The organism is Microcoleus sp. N3A4 (genome assembly GCF_036701805.1).
Lineage (GTDB): Bacteria > Cyanobacteriota > Cyanobacteriia > Cyanobacteriales > Microcoleaceae > Microcoleus.
On the sequence record NZ_JAUBRJ010000023.1, the window covers coordinates 20218 to 39868 of the forward strand.

Below are 19651 nucleotides of genomic sequence, written 5' to 3' on the forward strand. Positions count from 1 at the left end.
CTTTTTTGGGATTTTTGATGGCGACGCACCCGGAGGCTACTGTTGCATGAGTTTTCAGAATTGGTATTACCCGCAGGGGGCTGATTCCCGGTGATACTGGTGGCTGTCTCGCTGAAAAAGACAAGATTGATGGCGAGAAACCGAGTTTCTGTTCGGAAGTCCTATTAAAATAATACCACTTTTAAAAAAAATGTAACTGCAGGCAAGTTCCCAACCCTTATGAAATTAGTCATTCCCATCTAAAATCTAAAATCTAAAATCTAAAATCTAAAATGGTATAAGATAGGGGACAGATATCCTGCATCCTCGCCCCAAATTAATAACGTAGAAGCAAGTCATGTCGGTAAACCCACTAAAATTAAAGCAGAGAGGAAAAGATGAATAAGCCTGTAATTCTTTGCGTTGACGATGAACCGGATATCTTGAATAGTCTCAAGATGCAGCTAAAGAATGAATTTAAAAATGATTATTTTTATGAATTAGCTGAAAGCGGTGATGAAGCTTTAGATTTAATTGAGGATTTTGAAGAAGAAGCTCAGGTGATTGTGGTTGTTTCTGATTGGCTGATGCCGGGAATTAAAGGTGACGAACTTTTAATTAAAGTTCACCAAAAATATCCTAAAATTATTAAGGTGATGTTGACTGGACAAGCGGATGCAGCGGCAGTTCAGCGGGCGAGAAAAGAAGCTGATTTATACTGCTGTTTGTACAAACCGTGGAACAGCAAAGAGTTAATAGAGACTATAAAATCTGGGCTGGCTAAGTTATGAAAAAACCTGTAATTGTGTGTATTGATGACGAACCGGATGTTTTGAACAGTTTAAAGATTGAACTGAAAAAGGCGATCGGCGATCGGTGTATTATTGAAACGGCTGAAGGGGGGGTTGATGCTTTAGACTTGCTGGCAGATTTGCAGGCTGATGAATACGAGATTGCTTTGGTGCTTTCCGATTATATCATGCCGGATATTAAAGGGGACGAACTGCTCAGACAAATTCACGAAAGCTCGCCGGATACCCTGACTATTATGCTGACGGGGCAAGCAGATTTGGAAGCTCTGAGCAATGCTATTAAGTATGCTAAATTGTACCGTTATATCCCTAAACCTTGGCAGAATGAGGACTTAAAATTAACGGTAGTAGAAGCGGTTCACAGTTACTTGCAAGACCAAAAGTTAACAGATGAAATCCAGAAGCGGCAAGAAGTAAACGAGGAGTTAAAGCTAGTAAATGAGGCGCTGTCTGCGAGTGAAAGCCGCCTGAATCAATTTTTAGAAGCTTTGCCAGTGGGGGTATCTGTTTATAATCCCGACGGCTCGATCGCCTATTTCAACCAGACAGCGCGGGATTTGCTGGGTGCAGACACTATCGCGGAAAGCACTGCGGAACAATTAGCTGCAACTTATCAACTTTATGTTGCCAATACTGATGAGCTGTACCCGCCGGATAATCTGCCAATTTTGCGCGCACTGAAAGGAGAATTTGTCAGGGTTGACGATGTAGAAATCCGTCAAGATGGCAAAATAATTGCGATCGAGATCAATACCACGCCGATTTTTGACGCTAGCGGAAATGTTGCTTATGCGATCGCAGCTTTTCAAGATATTAGCGATCGCAAACAAGCCGAAAAAATACTAGCAGATTACCAGCGCACCTTAGAAGCCCAAATTGACGAACGCACAGAACAACTGCAACAAGCAAAACAAGCTGCTGAAGCCGCAAATAAAGCTAAAAGCACGTTTCTTGCCAATATGAGCCACGAGTTGCGTACCCCTCTCAATTCCATACTCGGGTTTGCCCAAATCATGGAACCCAGCCCGAATCTTAGTGTGGAAAACCGAGAAAATATGAGAATTATTCGCCGTAGTGGCGAACACTTGCTGACCTTGATTAATGAAGTCTTAGACTTGTCAAAAATCGAAGCGGGGCGGATGACGATCGACCCGAAAATTTTTGATCTCTACCGCTTGCTTGAGGATTTGCAAGATATGTTTCAACTGCGGGCACAAAATCAAGAATTGCAGTTGCTTTTCCAGCGCGATCCTGACGTTCCCCAGTACGTGCGAACCGATGATATTAAACTGCGGCAAGTGCTGATTAATCTTCTCAGTAATGCGATTCAATTTACGCAATCAGGCGAAATTTTTTTAAAAGTTACAAAGTTAGAAGATTCGGAATTTATTAATTTATTAGATAGTCCCATAGCTTGCTTTGATACCACAATAAGTATTCGGGATTTTTCGAGAACTAGCAGTGGTTTTGAAACAGTTGATTTGAGTGAGGAGGCTGAGGATTTAACTGTTCCGGGTTTTTTCCTTCACTTTCAAATAGAAGATACAGGAGTTGGCATTGCTCCGGAAGAACTGGGCAATATTTTTAAGGCATTTGTGCAAACAGCTTCCGGTCAAAAAAATCAGAAAGGCACGGGTTTAGGATTAAATATAAGCCGTCAATTTGTGCGTCTGATGGGAGGAGAAATCGTCGTAGAGAGTCAACTGGAACTCGGCACTACTTTTAAATTTGAAATTCCAGTCGGCGCGGTTTATGATGCTGATATTCCAGCCCCGCAAATTAACCGCGAAGTTACTGGGTTGGAACCAAATCAACCGTGCTACCGGATTTTAATTGTGGACGATCGCGAAGACAACCGCCAACTTTTAGTCAAAATGCTTGCTCCCTTGGGTTTCGGGCTGCAACAAGCCACCAACGGCCGCGAAGCAATAGAAATGTGGGAAAATTGGCACCCGCACTTAATTTTGATGGATGTGCGAATGCCAGTGATGGACGGCTACGAAGCTACTAAACAAATTAAGGTCAGAATAAAGCAGAGAGAGCAAGAGCAGCAAGGAAACGGGGAAATGAATATTTCCGATCGCGAATCCCCGATTCCGAAGATTATTGCTTTGACAGCTAGTACAATTGAAGGAAGGCGATCGTTTGCTTTATTGGTCGGCTGCGACGATTTTATTAGCAAACCTTTCTGCAAAAAAGATATATTTGATACCCTCAACAAGCATTTGGGAGTGCAGTATGTCTACTCTAACTCAACGGACTTTATCTCAACAGGCGATCGAAATAATCTATCTGGTTCCCCCTCTAATGCTGCGCTTGCTTATTTGCCCAAACTTCCCGCAGAATGGATAGATAACATGAAGCAGGTAATCCGCAGTGCTGATTTTAACTTAATTTCCAGGACTATCGAGGCAATAAGGGATGCTCATCCTGAATTTGCCGAAATCCTCCAGGGTCATCTCGATAATTTTGATTACCAGAAAATTCTCAATTTAATTGCCGAGGCGGAGGAATTAGATAATGCAGATGAAGGCGGAACAAACTGAAAACTATCAAGCAGATATTTTAGTAGTTGACGATACGCCAGATAATCTGCGCTTGTTGATTAAGATTTTACAAAAGAATAACTATAAAGTTCGACCAGTTACTAATGGTTTTTCTGCCCTAGATGCGATTCAATCTAGCGCACCAGATTTGATTTTGCTGGATATTATGATGCCGGATCTTGACGGCTACGAACTATGTCAAAAACTGAAATCAGATCCGCAATTTAGAGAGATTCCCATTATTTTTCTCAGCGCCTTAGAAGAAGGAATAAATAAGGCAAAAGCTTTTGAAGTGGGCGCAGCAGATTATATCACAAAACCTTTTCAGGTGAAAGAAGTATTGGCGCGAGTGAGCAATCAACTTACTGTGCGTTTATTGCAAATGCAATTGCAAGAAAAAAACGAAGAATTGACCGCTCAAAATGTCCAGTTGCACCAGGAAATTGCCGAACGCCGCCAGGTTGAAATGGAAACAAGCTTGCTGCTGAAGGCAACTCAAGCTATTAGTAAATCAGAGGATTTTGACTCTGCTATAGATGTGATTTTAGGTTTAATTTGCCAAACTATTGAATGGAATCTGGGCGAAGCTTGGATTCCTTGCAGTGAGGGGGTTTTAAAATGCGCTACAGGCAGGTACGTCAGCGACTTGAGTTTTGCTCAATTCCGACAAACAAGTTGGCAGTTAACTTTTTCTCCCGGTGCGGGACTCCCGGGGAGGATTTGGCAGTCGCAGCAGTCTGAATGGATCGAGGATGTTTCTATTGCACCGAAACAAGTTTTTTTGCGATCGCAAATTGCGGCGAATGTGGGATTGAAAGCAGCTTTTGGGGTGCCAATTGTGGCGGACAACCAAGTGTTAGCTATTTTGATTTTTTATCGCGATAAATTTCTGGAATGTCAGCCGCGCTTGTTGGAATTAGTGAGTGCGGTTGCTACGCAGCTAGGTTCGCTGATTCAGCGGAAACAAGCTGAGGCTGCGCTGAAATTGCAGCAAGGACAAACAGAGAAATTGCTGCTGAATATTTTACCGAAACCTATTGCCGAGCGCTTGCAAAAAGAGCAAAAATTGATAGCGGATCATTTTGATGATGTGAGCGTATTGTTTGCTGATTTGGTGGGTTTTACAGAGTTTTCTGCTCACAAAAGTCCGACGCAGTTGGTAGAAATTTTGAACGGAATTTTCTCGGAGTTTGATAGGTTGTCTGAGTTGCACGGGTTGGAAAAGATTAAGACGATTGGGGATGCTTATATGGTGGTTGGGGGTTTGCCGACGGCGCGGGAGGATCACTCTGAGGCGATCGCACTTTTAGCTTTAGAGATGCAGGCAGCTTTGAGGAGGTTTAATGTCAAAATGGGAGAAAGTTTTCAATTGCGGATCGGAATTCACAGCGGTTCGGTGGTGGCGGGAATTATTGGGATTAGCAAATTTAGCTATGATTTGTGGGGGGATACTGTTAATGTTGCTTCGCGGATGGAGTCGAACGGATTGCCGGGTAAAATTCAAGTGACGGCGGCGACTTACCAGCGTTTGAAAGAACAGTTTGTTTTTGAAGAACGGGGTCATATCCCGGTTAAAGGTAAAGGAAGAATGCTGACTTACTGGTTGATTGAAGAACAAAGTAAATCTTTTTAAATTTTTTATGTAAATTTCAATTAATATTAAAATTAGATCGAATTTACACTTTCAAGAGGGCTAATCTTTTGCAAACAGTTGAAACAAAATCGCCGACAGCATTGAAAAAAGTCCTAGTTATTTTAATATCACTGCTAGCAGTAGCGGTACTGTCGATCGCTACTTTCATCGCAATTCCCGGAGAAAAAACAATGTTTGCTGGAAAAAGACCTGCCAATATCGGCATTCAGTCAGGAAAACTCGCAGCCTGCCCTAGTTCCCCCAACTGCGTCAGCAGCTTCAGTCAAGATGCCGAACACAAAATTGAGCCTTTGGCATACACTTCGTCCCCTGCTGAAGCGATGGCAAAGCTCAAAGGGGCGATCGAGTCCTATGGAAAAACTAAAATTATCACGGCAACTGATAATTACCTCTATGCAGAATTTACTACTGCTTTGATGGGGTTTGTTGATGACGTTGAATTTTTGGTAGATGAAGGAGCTAAAATCATCCACGTGCGATCGGCTTCGCGTCTGGGAGAGTCGGATTTAGGAGTTAACCGCAAAAGAATAGAAACTATCAGAACTCAACTAAATCAACTCTGAACATAAAATTTCTAGCTTTCCCGAAGCCCCTCTCCTGCAAGATGAGGCAGGGTGGATTAATTGTCATCCTAGAAATAGGTACGTAGTTGGGCTTTAGCCCTCTTTATATATACGCCTAAAGAGGGCTAAAGCCCAACTACGTACCTTTATTCATTAATATAACAGTTGCGTCCCAGACGCGAGCTTTGAGCGGTGTTTTCTGTCGTTTCAGTTTTCTTATCCTCACAATAAAACCACCCTGCCTCTCCTGCAAGATGAGGGGCTTTGATTTTTGTTTATTACTATGTAATGTTTATTTGTAACTACCTAGTTAACAATTATTAACAGTAGGGATACCGCAATGCCTTTTCCGGCGCGGGGAGCAGGACACGGCATTGCCGTGTCCCTACGGTTCGCTTTGACTTTTAATAATGGCTATAAGATTGAGGATTGTAGAGTTTTACAACCTTTAAAATAGCTGAGCGCGCTAGCCCAGAAGAAGAGATGGGGCAGTATTCCTATAGTATTAAACGCCCTAAATTTTACACTTCAGACTTTAGGGAGAGGTAAGTCAACTAATTAATTTCTACTATTAATTTAAGTAGAGCAAAGAGGAAAAAACACATGGCACTTCAAAGAATAGAAGAATTTTATCCGAATTATCAGGAAGAAATTTTTGCTGGAGATGACATTAAGGGATTTGATGTTTATGCCGGCGACTCTGATGAAAAAGTAGGCACTGTTTATGACGCTTTGGTTGACGAAACTGGTCGTTTCCGCTATCTGGTAATTGATACCGGTATTTGGATTTTTGGCAAGAAAGTATTGCTGCCGATCGGCTCTGCCCGTTTCGACTACGGAGCCCGTCGCGTGTACGCAACAGGCCTTCGCAGCAAAGCTCAAGCAGAACAATTGCCGGCTTACAATGAATTAGAGTCAGTAGATTACGATCGCGAAGAACAGGTAAGAGGCGTTTACCGCAATCAAGACACTGCCGCGGCAATCACTGCAACTCCTGCTAGCTACGATCGCAGCAGCTACAGCTACGATATCGATCGCCCCCTCTACGACACCAACGAACAGCAGCACCAAAATCTCAAGCTTTATGAAGAACGCTTGATTGCCAACAAAAACCGCGCAAAAACAGGCGAAGTAGCAGTTGGCAAGCGCGTGGAAACTGAAACAGCGCGAGCTTCAGTACCCATTGAAAAAGAACGAGTCGTAATCGAGCGAGTAACGCCGGTAGAAGCGGGTCGAGTAGTTTCAGTCGGTGACGCTGACTTCCAATCAGGGGAAGTTGCACGCATGGAAGTCTACGAAGAAACTGCCGACATTCGCAAGGAAGCTTTCGTGCGGGAAGAAGTCAACGTCACAAAAGAAGTTGTTCGCAGCACGGTTGACGGCGAAGAAACCTTGCGTCGTGAAGAATTAGACATTAAGACCGATGGAACTCCGGTTGTAGATAATAAAGCTATCTAAACCAACCGCAGCAGGTCTTGAATAGGAATTGCGGATTCATGACATAATTCCGTCACCGCGCAGCTTTGATTTGATTGGTGGCGATCGCGCAATTCCTATGTGACGGGGCGGGTGGGGTATAAAACTTGTCTGATTTTGGCAAAGTTTATGCACTTTCCCCGCCTTTACCAATTTGCCCTTACCAATCCATAATAAAAATCCCAAAGCAGGAAAGTTTAAAAAATGAACGGTCAAGCATCAGCAGAAAAGATCGCAACTGCAAAATCAATTACACGTCTCAACCGGGTGCCGGAAAAAGTCAGAACTAAGCTAAAAAGTTTTACAGTCAAAGACAACCAAGGTTACTTGGTAGGCAAAATAAAAGATGTCTATTTTGATGCTAATGGTCAGTTAAACTTTGTGGTGGCAGGGCTAGGCAGCGAAAATACACGCTTTTTTTTAGTAAGTATTAAGCTGCTAAAGAAAGTCGATTATCAGCAAAAAACGCTGTTTGTAAGTGTTAATTCAGGTCAAGTCGATCTGCTGCCTGCTGTTTCGGCAAATGAGGGGCATCTGTCTTTAGAAAATGCCTCAGAACCGCATAGTGAATTTAGCAACAGCGAGTTAACGAATCCCTCAACAGTTATGTCAAATCTAACAGATGCCGATCGCACAAATGAAAATTTGGAGACAGATGAGGATGACGAAAATGTGGATATTGTCGATCGAGAAGTAATTCGCCTGCTTGAAGAACGATTGGTGATCAATCGCAGCAAGCGCAAAGTCGGCGAAGTCATCGTCCGCAAAGAAATTGAAACTCGGATGGTACAAGTGCCTATCCAGTGGGAAAAGCTGATTGTCGAACAAGTCGGCGACGATCCGAAGGTGTTGGCAGAAATAGATTTGGGCGAGGGAAGCATCACCGGTATAGATTTGACAGAGATTAAGAGCGATCGCCAGGAACCGACAGTTAAGGCGGAATTTACCTCTGTGCAGAAAGCTAGCAAAATCTTAAATTCGATCGCCTCTCAACCCCGCCACGGTTGCGTCAAAGTCCGCCTAGAACTCGTTCTGGAAGACAAGCAACTTGAGGATACTTACCAAAAATGGATGACGGAACACCACTCAGAGAGTTAAAATATTCCTCCTTTTCGCTGTATATTTTAGCTGTTAGCGAGAAACTTCAATCTAATAAGTAACCGGACAAAATTAATTACATCAAGCTTTTTGAAGAGGTAAGGTTTTTAGGTGGTATTTTGGGTAATTAATTGTGTCCTACTACTTAGCTGACTGTGGCGATAGATGCTGTGGGGAAAGTTCACCGCCATCTACTAAGATCGTGTTCGGTAAATTAACCGTAATTTTGGTATGGCGGGTTCACCAATATATACAGCATATTCCATGTATATGCGGTACACACAACAAGGGTCGTAAGTAAGGTGCGTCGCCACCAGTCAATCTGCAAGTTCCATTAAACACGAGCAGCGACGCACCCTACATAACACGTACCGCACAATATAGCTTTATAGTGTACTTCACGAACCACCGAATATGCTGTATATATAATACAAGCCAGAGATCCGCAAACCGGCCCCGGCCGGGATATTTAAATTTTTAGCGATCGGCATCTAGACAGGATTGTACCCAATTGCGGTAAAATTGTGGTGGTCAAATTTAAAAGTATTTGAAAATGCCCAGCACAATCTCCGACATTAAAGTAAAAACGATCGCAGGCGAAGACAAGCAGCTAGGAGAGTACGCTGGCAAGGTACTCTTGATAGTTAACGTAGCTTCCCAGTGCGGCTATACACCTCAATACAAAGGACTCGAAGAATTGAGCCAGAAGTACAGCGCTGCTGGACTCCGCGTTTTAGGATTTCCCTGCAACGATTTCGGAGGACAAGAACCCGGAAGCAATTCAGAAATCGTCAATTTTTGTACTACAAAATACGGCGTCAGCTTTGAATTATTTGACAAAGTACGCGCTAAAGGCAGTCAGCAGCACCCGCTGTACGCTAAGCTTACGAGTGCAGTCGATCCCAAGGGTGAGGTTTCCTGGAATTTTGAGAAATTCTTAGTTAGCAAACAGGGTGAAGTAGTTGCTAGATTTCGCAGCAGCGTGGGCCCCGATTCGCCAGAATTGATCGCTGCGATCGATCGAGAATTGGCAAAATAAAAAGTTCGGCAACGCGCAGTATAGAGGATTTAACGGATTTAACGGATGGATGTTTAGGGAAGAGGGAAGAACTTAATATGCTTTTTTTATACGTTGAGAGCTTGTTTTTTTCTTCTCTTCCCCATTGTTTGCAAGCACTCAGCAATTAACAAATACCGATGATGGGATTTAATTGGAGAACGGTTTAATTTAATGGAAAATACATCGGGATTAGATTTAGTTGTAGGTTTACTTGCCTTCGCAATTCTTGCAGGCGGCCTGGCCATGCTATTTGTAGGGATGGCTTCGTTCCCAAAAGAAAAATAACAATAATTGATATTATGTGCGACGATCGCACGACCCTAATAAAAGTTTTCGTAGTGAGGACTGAAATCCTCATAGAAATCTGAGGACTTCAGTCCTCACTACCAACTTACAGCATATTCCATATATATGTGGTACACACAATCTTGTCGCAAGTAAGGTGCGTCGCTTTCAGAGTAAATCTGCAAGTTCCATTGAACCTGCGGCAGATCCGCACCCTACATAACACGTACCGCACAATATAGCTGAAAAGTGTACTTCACGAACCTGGAATATGCTGTAAAACGGTTATTTTCCAGAGCAGGAGCTGAATAAATCTAACAACATTCAATTTTAACATTCGCAATTGACAATCATGCAAACTACCCAAAACACCGTCAAAATTGCTCTCGCGCCGGGGAACTTGCGCCGCGTTCACCATATCGCTTTAAACGTGCGCGATATGAAAGCTTCCCGCCACTTCTACGGTACAATTCTCGGCCTGCACGAACTAACAGGTGCAGAAATTCCCGCAACTTTAACAGAAATGGTAGCCGCCGGTAAAGTCGCTAATTTCATCACTCCAGACGGCACTGTAATTGACCTATTTTGGCAGCCCGACTTGGAACCGCCAAACCCAGACCCGGAGAAAGCTTTTACCCGCGCCAACCACTTAGCCTTCGACATCGATCCCGATTTGTTCGATCGCGCTCTCGAAGTGCTAAAGTCCAATCAAATTGCGATCGACAGCGGCCCCGTCACTCGCGCTACAGGACGCGGCATTTACTTTTACGATCCCGACGGATTTATTATCGAAATCCGCTGCGATCCGCTTTAAACATGACTGAGACGCTGCGCGCTATCCAGCAAGCGCCGGCCGCCGCCCCTGTATCATTTAACACAGGTCGCTGGCCGACACGAGATGTCCCAGTTAGTTAAACAAACCGGGAATATATTCCGGCACGCTGTGAAGTTTTTTCAAGGTGACAGTAGGAACTACTTCGACTGCGCGCCTGCTATCCAAGGCGTAAGTAGATGAGTGAGAAAATATATAAGCAGGCATTGCGGGGGTCACTCCGTGAAACGAAGCAATTGCAACGGTTCCGACGATCGATTTGCATTTTGTTACATAGTTTGGTTGATTTGGGCATACCTACTGAGCGATCGCCCTATACATCAAATAGCAACATCAACATCTGGATACCATTTAAGATTTTAGATTGTGAAAGTCTGTCGATAAAACATTTTGATAAATTTCGCTGAGTTTTGCAACAATTACGAGTCTTTTGGAATTCTAGAGCTATTGTATAAAAAGTGTATTATCAGGAGACTCAACTACTATGGGTTGGTTTAAAAGACTGTTCGGACTCGAAAAGCCTGAAGCCCCGGCTGAACCGATGGCACAAGTAGTACAGCAAGCAGCCCAAGCGCAATCCATCGCTCCTGCTAAAGTCGGCCCAGACGGAAATTTTGACGAAAGCGGCTTGGCGAAGCGGGTTGCTTTAGCTTTTGACGGCGATTCAGAAGTTGCTGATATCGAGACTGTTTATGTGGCTCAACTCAGCGGCACGGTTGTTCTCAAAGGTCAAGTTGCGAGTCAGGAACTTCTCGACAAGTTGGTGGCTCTAGCCTCTGCTGAAGAAGGCGCAACAAGCGTGCAAACCGATCAGGTGACAGTCGGCTAGAGCCTATTGGCTCACTTCTGCGATCCCTCCTCGCTTCCCTGTTTAAGGGGAGTTGAGAGGGGATGCCAGAGGCTGGTCATTCGATTTTAGATTTTAGATTTTGGATTTTGGATTGACTTGCGCGAGATAAATTCGGGGGCTTGAGGATTTTAGATTTGAGATTGTGGATTGATTCCACAGATCGATCGCGTGGCGGGTACCATCAAGAAATTCTTGGTCAAAGTTCGGAAACTAGATATGGAAAGTTTTGTAGGCATAGCTAAGTTGCTGGAGTCGATCGAACTTGACAATCAAGCATCTAGGATACCCGCCACGTGATTCATCCGTCCAGAAATAAAAAACCTGTATCCGATGAAACTTGCCCCCCGACTCGATCCGTGGGGTAAATGCTTCAATTCTAAAATCTCAAATCTAAAATCTCAAATCTAAAATCGATTGACCCCAGCAAACCTTGAGATCCCGCTGTAGCGGGCTTTTTTGTGCGCTCTGACCGTTAAAATATTAATTTTTTTTAACTTGACTGGTTATTTCACTAAATGGTAAAATAGAATACAGAAAGTAGAAATTTTTTACTGACTAAAAAGCAAACCTGACCTGACTGCCCTTTTTATCTCCATACATATAAGGATCAAAAAATATGAAACTTACTTATCGCGGCGTAAACTACGAGTACGATATTCCGACAGTAGATATGATCGAAGGCGAAGTCGCGGGCAAATATCGGGGCCAAAACTGGAACTATCGCTATCCGAGACACATTCCCGTCTCGCAAAAATCCGGCGGCACAAACTATACCACAAAGCGAGATTCTCAAGCTGGCGATCGGGATACCGCAGCAGCTAGCACCGCAGCGGCGGTGGAATCTTACCCAACAGTTGTGGAAGTGGCGCAAGTCCACCGGGCGAATATTTGCAATATTCTCGATCGCAGAACGCAAGCTGCCAAAGCCAATGGCGATGAAAGACTGCTGCGCTTGCTAGAAATTGAGTGGAGACAAATGGTCTGTTAGAGAACAGCTTCAGAAAGTCGAATATTTGCCAAGAGGGGGAAGTTGAGTTAAGCTCAATTTTCCCTTCTTCATGTAGCCACAATTAGCCGTGGGAGTATATCAAGAATCAAGATTGCAAATGTTTACGGAAAATAACGATAAAATTCCCGGCGATGTAGAACGCGCATCACTTCTATGACATCTCCGTTAACCTCTATTCCTATACGATAATCGCCGATGCGGATGCGGTAGCGACCACTGTAACCTCGCATGGCTTTAATATTAGGAATTTCCTCCAAGGTGTTGATGGCTTCTAGAGTTGTAAAGGCAAGCTCGTAGATGCGTTGGTATGATGTAGAACTCTTCAATTGCTTCAGGTCTTTTAGAAAAGCTTCACGGTATAGAACTTCCAAGATAATTATTCCTCAAGATAAGCTAATGCTTCGGCTCGACCTAACAAGGTTGTATTCACAGCTTCATTCATCGCTTTGTTCAGGCAATAATCTTCTACCGCTTCAGCCAGATTCTCCACAGAAGCTTCTCCAGTAGGTAACAGTTGTCGCCATAAATCAATCGGAATCACGACTCCGATCGCCTCGCCGTCTTGGTTGGTAAGATATTCAATATTTACCATGCCTATTTTCCTCAAGCTTGAATTTATATCGATTCCTGTCTCTAAGTGTATCATCAGAAATTCGATCCTCTGCGAGGGCTTCGCTAACGGGCGATCGCACCAAATTCTCCCTCTCACCCCTTCACGCAAACAACCTGCTTCAAAGTCGCCACAACTTCCACCAAATCCGACTGCTGACTCATCACCTCATCAATCGACTTGTAAGCCCCCGGAATTTCATCTAAAAATTGCTCATCTTTCCGGCACTCAACCCCCTCAGTCTGCCGCACCAAATCATCGAGAGTAAATACATTCTTCGCTTGAGTTCGAGACATCAATCGGCCAGCACCGTGACTGCAACTACAGTAACTTTCAGCATTTCCCTTCCCTTTAACAATAAAAGATTTCGCTCCCATCGAACCCGGAATAATCCCGTAATCCTCAACATCCGCGCGCACGGCACCCTTCCGAGTCACATACACATCTTCCCCAAAATGCACCTCTTTTTCCGCGTAATTGTGGTGGCAATTCACCTCTAATAACGGCTTAACAGATTTGCCTCCCGCTACGTGCTTTTCCACAATTCGCTTAAACCGATTCATCATTACATCGCGATTAAAACGAGCATAATCTTGCGCCCACTGCAAATCGTGCCAGTAAGCGGCAAACTCCCGCGTACCCGCTACAAAATAAGCTAAATCTTTGTCAGCCAGATTAATTTCTGCTAGTTTAGCTAAATCTTTTGCAGTGTCGATATGGTGCTGTGCTAGCAAATTCCCAATGCCGCGAGAACCGGAATGCAGCATCAGCCAAACAAAGTTTTCAGTATCAACGCAAACCTCAATAAAATGATTGCCGCCACCGAGGGAACCCATTTGTTTTAAGGCTTTAGTTTCTTGGTGTTGCACTCCTTGATGAAGTTCTTTAAATTCTCGCCATCCTTGCCAGTTTGTGACTGTTTTTTCTACTTCTTTATTTTCGGAAAATCCTACAGGGATTGCGGCTTCGATATCGAAACGAATTTGTTTGAGTTTGCCTTCTAATTTATGAGCCTTGAATGGCATTTTAATGGCAGCCATCCCACAACCAATATCCACGCCCACAGCAGCCGGAACAATCGCTTCTTTTGTGGCAATTACTGAACCGACTAAAGCACCTTTTCCTAAATGTACGTCGGGCATTAGTGCGACGTGTTTGAATACAAAGGGCAAAGATGCTACGTTTGCTGCCATCTTGGTTTCTTTTTCGCCCAGGGCGTGATTTGCCCAAGATAGCACGGGTTTTGGAGTTGATATGTCTAATTTTTCGTAGGGCATTTTTGTTTAAGTTTGTTTTGCCAGGTTGTCATGTAGTATTATTGTAATATAAAGAGTTTCGGATGTCAAACACACTAATTCTCGTAGGGTGCGTCAGTCGGGAATTTCTTTTGGGAGTCATAGAATGTTTACTGACGCACCTTACCCACTAATTCTTGCCGCGTCAACTTCACATCAAATGCAGTACCGGTATTGTTTGTAAATCCGACAGTCCGACAGGGAATGAATTCCCTGTCTCATAGCTAAAGTCCTCTGAAAGAGGACTAAAATCGATCGCACTTCCCGTCAAAATCTACAGTCGGTTTTAACCGACTTTCGCTATGAGGCAGGGGTTTAAACCCCTGTCGGGCTGCGGGAAAGCGAGTCAAAAGCTAACACGGCACAAGAAGCGTTTTGTATTGAAAATCCTTAAGAAATGCCTAAAGATTGAATGAATAATTTACTGTAGGGTGCCGATTCTTGTACCTTCGCCAGCGAACCAAACAGCTCTTTTCCCCCGAATATAACTAATGTCTTCTGTTTAGAGTCAGGTTCTTGAGTCAGGATTTGTGAATGAACGGACAGAATGCTATCTGAATCCCAACGATAGAAATAGTGCAAGTCGCCGCAAAGCTGTTCTTTAAGATCCTTGAGAGTAGGGTAAAGTTCTTTACACGAACGCGGTTCGTGACCGATTAAAATTAGTTCATCTGATATTTCCATTTTGTTAATATCGATTAGATACATGAGCCCTTCATCAGTATTAACTAGAATGCGATCGTCTGAAATGTAGCACATATAGCTACTAAAACCGTCACTCAGCCCAGGCCAAGGCCATTCGCATATTCCCAGTAGATTGCGGTCAGGAAAACTGAATCGGCTGATTTTTCGGCCGCAATCATGTACTATTAGAAATTCGCCACCAGCAGGGTGAAATTCTGGAGGCCCCATGTAATCATCGGCACAGAGAACCTCTACGGCATGAATTGTCATACCATCATCATAAAGCCAATAGATTTGCGATTCGCCCTGACCCTCGGTAGTCCAAACAGCTAAAATTTGATTTTCTGGGTGTCGTTGAAACAAGAATCCACGGTCATAAAAAGGATCTTTGAGCCTAATTTTTCGCTGGATATGCCATGAATTAGTATCGCGAATTTGAATCTCGACTTCCTCGCCTTCAATTAATTTGATACACCAAAAACGCACGCCGTCTGCATCAAACCAGCAGTCCTGAAATCCATTCTTGTTATGCAAATGTGAAAACTTAACAGGAGGGTTAGGTAAGAGTTCTTCAAAGAGGATCTGGTTTTCTGCTGTCAAAATTGCTAAGTGATTGTCATTTGCCATAATTGCGGCCAGCATATCGCCTTTGGGACTGATCGCTAAACAGCTAATTTCGTCAGGAAGCTGGTATTCGTATTTTGGCGACAAGTTGCGATCGACTAAAGTGACCTTTTTGCGATCGCCACTGACAATCGTAGCCCACTCGGAATTAATGGGTTGATTTATATACGAGAACGACCAGTCAATTTGTCTTTCATATTTTGGTAAAATCAGCATAAAGATATTCAGATATCTTGCGTAAATAAGCTCTATTTTAACTGAAATCTTGCAGCATTTATCGTAGGGTGCGTCAGTCGGAAATTTAGATCGGGAGTCAGAGAATGTTTGCTGACGCACCTTACCGACTAATTCTCGGCGCGTTAACTTAACATCAAATGCAGTACCGGTATTGTTTGTAAATCCGACAGTCCGACAGGGAATGAATTCCCTGTCTCATAGCAAAAGTCCTCTGAAAGAGGACTGATATCAATTCCGTTAGCATCGGAATGATATAAATGGAGGACACGGCAGTGCCGTGTCCCTACCACGATCAATTGTAGGGACACGGCAGTGCCGTGTCCTCTATATCATTCCGGTGCAGCCGGAATTGATATGAAATAGATCGTATTTTTCCATCAAAATCTACAGTCGGTTTTTAACCGACTTTCGCTATGAGGCAGGGGTTTAAACCCCTGCCGGATTGCGGTAAAGCGCGTGGAAAGCTAACACTTTTAATTCGCATTCTTTCTCCCCGCCTTCTGCACGGGAATAGCCACCGCCTGCGGCTTCTTCTTCGCTGCAAACATCCCGAAGAAATCGTGCAGCAAAATGTAAAAGCACGGAATAATAAACAGCGTCAGCAGCGTCGCCAGCGACAAACCCGAAAACACCACCACACCCAAAGGTTGCAAAAACTCCGAACCATCTCCAATCCCCAAAGCTAGGGGGAATAAACCCAAAACTGTGGTAATAGTTGTCATCAAAATCGGACGCAAGCGCTGAGGTGCCGCCCTGACAATTGCTGTTGTGCGATCGACCTTTTCATCTTCCTGAATTTGGTTCGCCAACTCCACCATAATAATCGCATTATTTACCACAATTCCCACCAGCAAAATCGCCCCCACAATCACCGTTGCGCCGATCGCAGTTTTAGTCGCATACAGCCCGAAAATCCCCCCAGCCAAAGCCAGCGGCACCGTTAACATAATCACCAGCGGATCGACAAGCGAATTGTACTGCACCGCCATCACCACAAATACCAAAAACGCCGCCAAAGATCCCAAAACAATCAGCGAACTTTGCAATTCCCGGTTAGTTTCCGCCGCCGAACTAGGTATCACTCGCACTCCCGGCGGCAATTTGATTTCCGACAAAACTGCATCCACTTGTTTCAAAGCATCGCCCAAACTCGCGCCCTTATTAATATTCCCAGCAATCATGAAAACTTGGCGCTGGTTAAGCCTTTGAATTTCCCCAGGCGCTTTTCCCAGTTCAATATTCGCCACATCGCTCAAGCGGATAATGCTGTTATCCCTAGCAGTTAAAGGAATAAATTTTAGTGCAGAAATCGATTGAACAGAAGCGCGATCGAACTGTACCCGCACATCAACCAAACGGTTTCCCCGCTGCAATTGCGTGGGAACAGAACCTTGAATTGCTGTCTGAATCGCCTCTCCGATTTGCCTCGCATTCAACCCGTAGATTTCCGCTTGTTCCCAGTTGGGGCGAATCTGCACTTCCGGCTGCTGCGGGTCTGCATCCGGGCGAAAAGTAGCTAAGTTTACCTTCTGCTCCAAAGTTGCCAATATCTCGCGGCCGGCTTGCTGCAATATTTGTTCGTTTTCGCCCTGAAGCAGGACATCAACTTCAGCGCCGCGCACTGGCGAATTAGTTAAAATCAAACCCCGCACATTTTCTGGATTCAGGCGCAAACGAGTATTTTTGGGCAAATCAATTTTTTTATTCAATTCTTGCGTAACTCGCTGCACAAAATCCAATGTATTGGTGCCAGGTTTCAGCGTAATGTTGCAGCCGCCGCGCAGCACATTCTCAACCGTGTTGTTGCCGAACAACAGCCCGCCCACCGTCGTCAAAGTGTATTGAGTTTCTGGTTGGCTGAGGATAATTTTATCAGCTTCGGCCATAATTCTTTGGTTGGTTGCCAAATTTGTGCCTGCAGGAAACAAAGCAAACAATCTCGCTTGACCGGTGTTAATTCTCGGCAATATTTCCTGGGGGATTTGACCGGCCATCAGCCAACTGCCGCCGCCCAATCCAATAATCGCTACTGCAATGATCATCAACCGCCACCGCACTATGCCCGATAAAAATTTACCGTAACCGGCGGTAGCATTGGTAAAAGCTCGATCGAATGCGCGCAGCGGCCAAAAGTTGCTCAAACCGCTGGATACCCGCAGCGCTAGCAGTCGAGAAGCCATCATCGGTACAACTGTCAATCCGACAATCAGAGAGGCGGCGACGGAAAAGGTGATGGTGAGAATTAATTCGTTGAAAAGTAAGGCAACTAAGCCGCCTATTAGCAAAAATGGCAGTACGGCAACTAAGTTAGTGATGGTGGAAGCAAATAAAGCTGATTCTAATTCTTGGCTGCTTTTTTCTGCTTGCTGCATCAACTGCTTGTTACTTAAGCGCTGCTTGCCATTGGCACTGTTTTTATTGCTGGTTCCTTCGACAATATTCTCCAGCATCACGATCGAGTTATCGACCACAATTCCCACACCCAGCGCCAAACCCCCCAAACTGAAAACGTTCAGAGATAGGCCAAAAACTCCCATCAGGATAATCGCCATTAAAGTTGCGAGGGGAATTGCCAGGACAATAATCAAAGTTTGGCGAAGGGAAGCGAGGAACAGCAAAACAGATGCCCCGGCTAAAACAGCCCCGGTTAAACCAGAAAATAGGACATTGCTAATAGAATCGCGGATGAACTTAGACTCGTCGAAGGTATTGACGATAGTCGTGCCTTCGGGAATTGCCCCGGATTCTTTTAATTCTTCTAGCCGCTTTTTGATGCCGTCTACAACAGAGATTGTATTCGCGTCCGGCTGCTTTTGAATGCTAATTTTTACGGCTGATTTCTGATTGAGGAATACTTTAACTCGTTCTTCTTCTGTACCGTCAATTACCTGAGCAAAATCGCGCAAAAACACTCGTTTTGGCGGATTGGAAGCCGATGCTTGAAAAGAAATTTCCTGAATTTCTTTCGCATTCTGAAAGCGCCCGACGGTGCGGGTTAATGGTTCTGCTGCTTCTTGCCGCAGCCGCCCGCCAGAAGTGTCGAGGTTGCGGGATTCGAGGGCTGATAAAACGTCGGAAATACTGACCCCTAAAGATTGCAAGCGATTTAAGTCAATATTTACTTGAATTTCTTCTTGCACGCCGCCGGCAACGTCAATTGCTGCTATTCCAGGAATTACGTTTAGTTCCCTGGATAATTCTTCGTCGGCAAATACGCGCAAATCAACTCCTTGCAAGGAGTTGGAAGTGAGGGCAAATTCGTAAATCGGCTGCTGGGAAGGGTCAACTTTTGAGAGAGTGGGCGATTCAACTGTATCGGGAAGTCGGTTGCGGATGCGGTTGACAGCGGCGGTGGCGTCGTTGAGGGCCTGGTCGATGTTTCCCCCGGGTTTGAAGAATAAATCTACGCTGACTTGTCCTTCGCGAGTGCGGGAGAAAACTTGCATGACGCCTTCAGTGGCGGAAAGTCCTTGTTCGAGGGGGCGGGTAACTTCGTCTATTGCTACTTCTGGGGAGACTCCGGGGGCGTCTAGGCGCACGGAGATGCGGGGATAGGTGATGGATGGTAGCAAGTCAACGGGCAGTTGGGTGATGTAGAAAATGCCCACGATTATAATAGCAAGTGTCAGCATGAGGGTGCCGATATGGCGGCGAATGGCGGTCGCGCTAATGCTGAATCCGGTTTTGTCGGCTGTCATTCGATTTTAGATTTTAGATTTTAGATTTTAGATTTTAGATTGAAAAGTTTACCGCGTCAGTCAGACTAACTCTAGTAGGGTGCGTCAATCTTGAATTTCTTTCGGGGGCGATAGAATATCTACTGACGCACCTTACGAGGAGTATAATAAGTCTTAATAAACTTCCCCAAAAGTTTTTGTGAATATTTCTTTAGAGGTAGACGACCGTCCAATATAGAGAGCTAGAGAAGTTGCGATCGGCTTTTGAATCTCTGTAAGTCATCGCAATCACGAACAGGCAAGATGCCTGTGAAGCGAGAAAGTTTATTTGTTGTGCAACAGGCATCTTGCCTGTTCCCT

General features: G+C 44.5%; 18 protein-coding genes. 11 read left to right on the top strand and 7 right to left on the bottom strand.

Annotated features, from left to right (window positions below; all coding sequences use genetic code 11):
* Positions 1 to 377 precede the first annotated feature (377 nt).
* From QUA56_RS15390 to QUA56_RS15425, 8 genes are all read left to right on the top strand, one after another.
* Positions 378 to 770, top strand: coding sequence for a response regulator (locus QUA56_RS15390; protein WP_333359003.1), 393 nt, complete (start codon positions 378 to 380; stop codon positions 768 to 770).
* Positions 767 to 3337 (top strand): response regulator, encoded by a 2571-nt coding sequence (locus QUA56_RS15395; protein WP_333359005.1) that lies wholly within the window; start codon positions 767 to 769, stop codon positions 3335 to 3337. Before QUA56_RS15390 ends, QUA56_RS15395 begins: the two co-directional genes overlap by 4 nt.
* Positions 3312 to 4970, top strand: coding sequence for an adenylate/guanylate cyclase domain-containing protein (locus QUA56_RS15400; RefSeq protein ID WP_333359007.1), 1659 nt, complete (start codon positions 3312 to 3314; stop codon positions 4968 to 4970). The genes QUA56_RS15395 and QUA56_RS15400 overlap by 26 nt, the downstream gene beginning before the upstream one ends.
* A 68-nt stretch (positions 4971 to 5038) precedes the next feature.
* Entirely contained in the window at positions 5039 to 5554 is a 516-nt protein-coding gene (locus QUA56_RS15405) for a DUF1499 domain-containing protein (RefSeq protein WP_333359009.1), read from the top strand.
* Between the two features lie 603 nt (positions 5555 to 6157).
* Positions 6158 to 7012: a DUF2382 domain-containing protein gene (locus QUA56_RS15410; RefSeq protein WP_333359011.1), complete on the top strand. Its 855-nt coding sequence runs from the start codon at positions 6158 to 6160 to the stop codon at positions 7010 to 7012.
* A 222-nt stretch (positions 7013 to 7234) separates the two neighbouring features.
* Positions 7235 to 8128 (top strand): DUF2382 domain-containing protein, encoded by an 894-nt coding sequence (locus QUA56_RS15415; RefSeq protein ID WP_333359012.1) that lies wholly within the window; start codon positions 7235 to 7237, stop codon positions 8126 to 8128.
* 553 nt (positions 8129 to 8681) lie between these two features.
* The gene (locus QUA56_RS15420) at positions 8682 to 9167 is read left to right on the top strand and encodes a glutathione peroxidase (RefSeq protein ID WP_333359014.1); all 486 of its coding nucleotides are present in this window, start codon (positions 8682 to 8684) and stop codon (positions 9165 to 9167) included.
* Positions 9168 to 9825: 658 nt separating this feature from the next.
* The gene (locus QUA56_RS15425; protein ID WP_333359016.1) at positions 9826 to 10287 is read left to right on the top strand and encodes a VOC family protein; all 462 of its coding nucleotides are present in this window, start codon (positions 9826 to 9828) and stop codon (positions 10285 to 10287) included.
* Between the two features lie 93 nt (positions 10288 to 10380).
* On the opposite strand, the gene QUA56_RS15430 is transcribed toward QUA56_RS15425, so the two are convergent.
* The gene (locus QUA56_RS15430; RefSeq protein WP_333359018.1) at positions 10381 to 10512 is read right to left on the bottom strand and encodes a hypothetical protein; all 132 of its coding nucleotides are present in this window, start codon (positions 10510 to 10512) and stop codon (positions 10381 to 10383) included.
* A gap of 277 nt (positions 10513 to 10789) precedes the next feature.
* On the opposite strand from QUA56_RS15430, the gene QUA56_RS15435 reads away from it, so the two are divergent.
* The 3 genes from QUA56_RS15435 (at position 10790) to QUA56_RS15445 (ending at position 12143) form a co-directional block, all read left to right on the top strand.
* Entirely contained in the window at positions 10790 to 11134 is a 345-nt protein-coding gene (locus QUA56_RS15435) for a BON domain-containing protein (protein ID WP_333359019.1), read from the top strand.
* 168 nt (positions 11135 to 11302) lie between these two features.
* On the top strand, positions 11303 to 11452 hold the full coding sequence (locus QUA56_RS15440) for a hypothetical protein (RefSeq protein ID WP_333359021.1): 150 nt from the start codon (positions 11303 to 11305) through the stop codon (positions 11450 to 11452).
* A gap of 319 nt (positions 11453 to 11771) precedes the next feature.
* Positions 11772 to 12143 (top strand): DUF4278 domain-containing protein, encoded by a 372-nt coding sequence (locus QUA56_RS15445; protein ID WP_333359023.1) that lies wholly within the window; start codon positions 11772 to 11774, stop codon positions 12141 to 12143.
* 122 nt (positions 12144 to 12265) lie between these two features.
* On the opposite strand, the gene QUA56_RS15450 is transcribed toward QUA56_RS15445, so the two are convergent.
* The 6 genes from QUA56_RS15450 to QUA56_RS15475 all read right to left on the bottom strand — a co-directional run bounded on the left by QUA56_RS15450 (position 12266) and on the right by QUA56_RS15475 (position 19637).
* Complete coding sequence (locus QUA56_RS15450; RefSeq protein WP_333359025.1) at positions 12266 to 12535, bottom strand: type II toxin-antitoxin system RelE/ParE family toxin; 270 nt, start codon at positions 12533 to 12535, stop codon at positions 12266 to 12268.
* 5 nt (positions 12536 to 12540) lie between these two features.
* Positions 12541 to 12756: a hypothetical protein gene (locus tag QUA56_RS15455; protein ID WP_333359026.1), complete on the bottom strand. Its 216-nt coding sequence runs from the start codon at positions 12754 to 12756 to the stop codon at positions 12541 to 12543.
* 113 nt (positions 12757 to 12869) lie between these two features.
* Complete coding sequence (locus QUA56_RS15460) at positions 12870 to 14051, bottom strand: RtcB family protein (protein WP_333359028.1); 1182 nt, start codon at positions 14049 to 14051, stop codon at positions 12870 to 12872.
* A 408-nt stretch (positions 14052 to 14459) separates the two neighbouring features.
* On the bottom strand, positions 14460 to 15593 hold the full coding sequence (locus QUA56_RS15465) for a hypothetical protein (RefSeq protein WP_333359030.1): 1134 nt from the start codon (positions 15591 to 15593) through the stop codon (positions 14460 to 14462).
* 494 nt (positions 15594 to 16087) lie between these two features.
* Positions 16088 to 19312: an efflux RND transporter permease subunit gene (locus tag QUA56_RS15470; protein WP_333359032.1), complete on the bottom strand. Its 3225-nt coding sequence runs from the start codon at positions 19310 to 19312 to the stop codon at positions 16088 to 16090.
* Between the two features lie 190 nt (positions 19313 to 19502).
* The gene (locus QUA56_RS15475; protein WP_333359035.1) at positions 19503 to 19637 is read right to left on the bottom strand and encodes a hypothetical protein; all 135 of its coding nucleotides are present in this window, start codon (positions 19635 to 19637) and stop codon (positions 19503 to 19505) included.
* Positions 19638 to 19651: the final 14 nt, after the last annotated feature.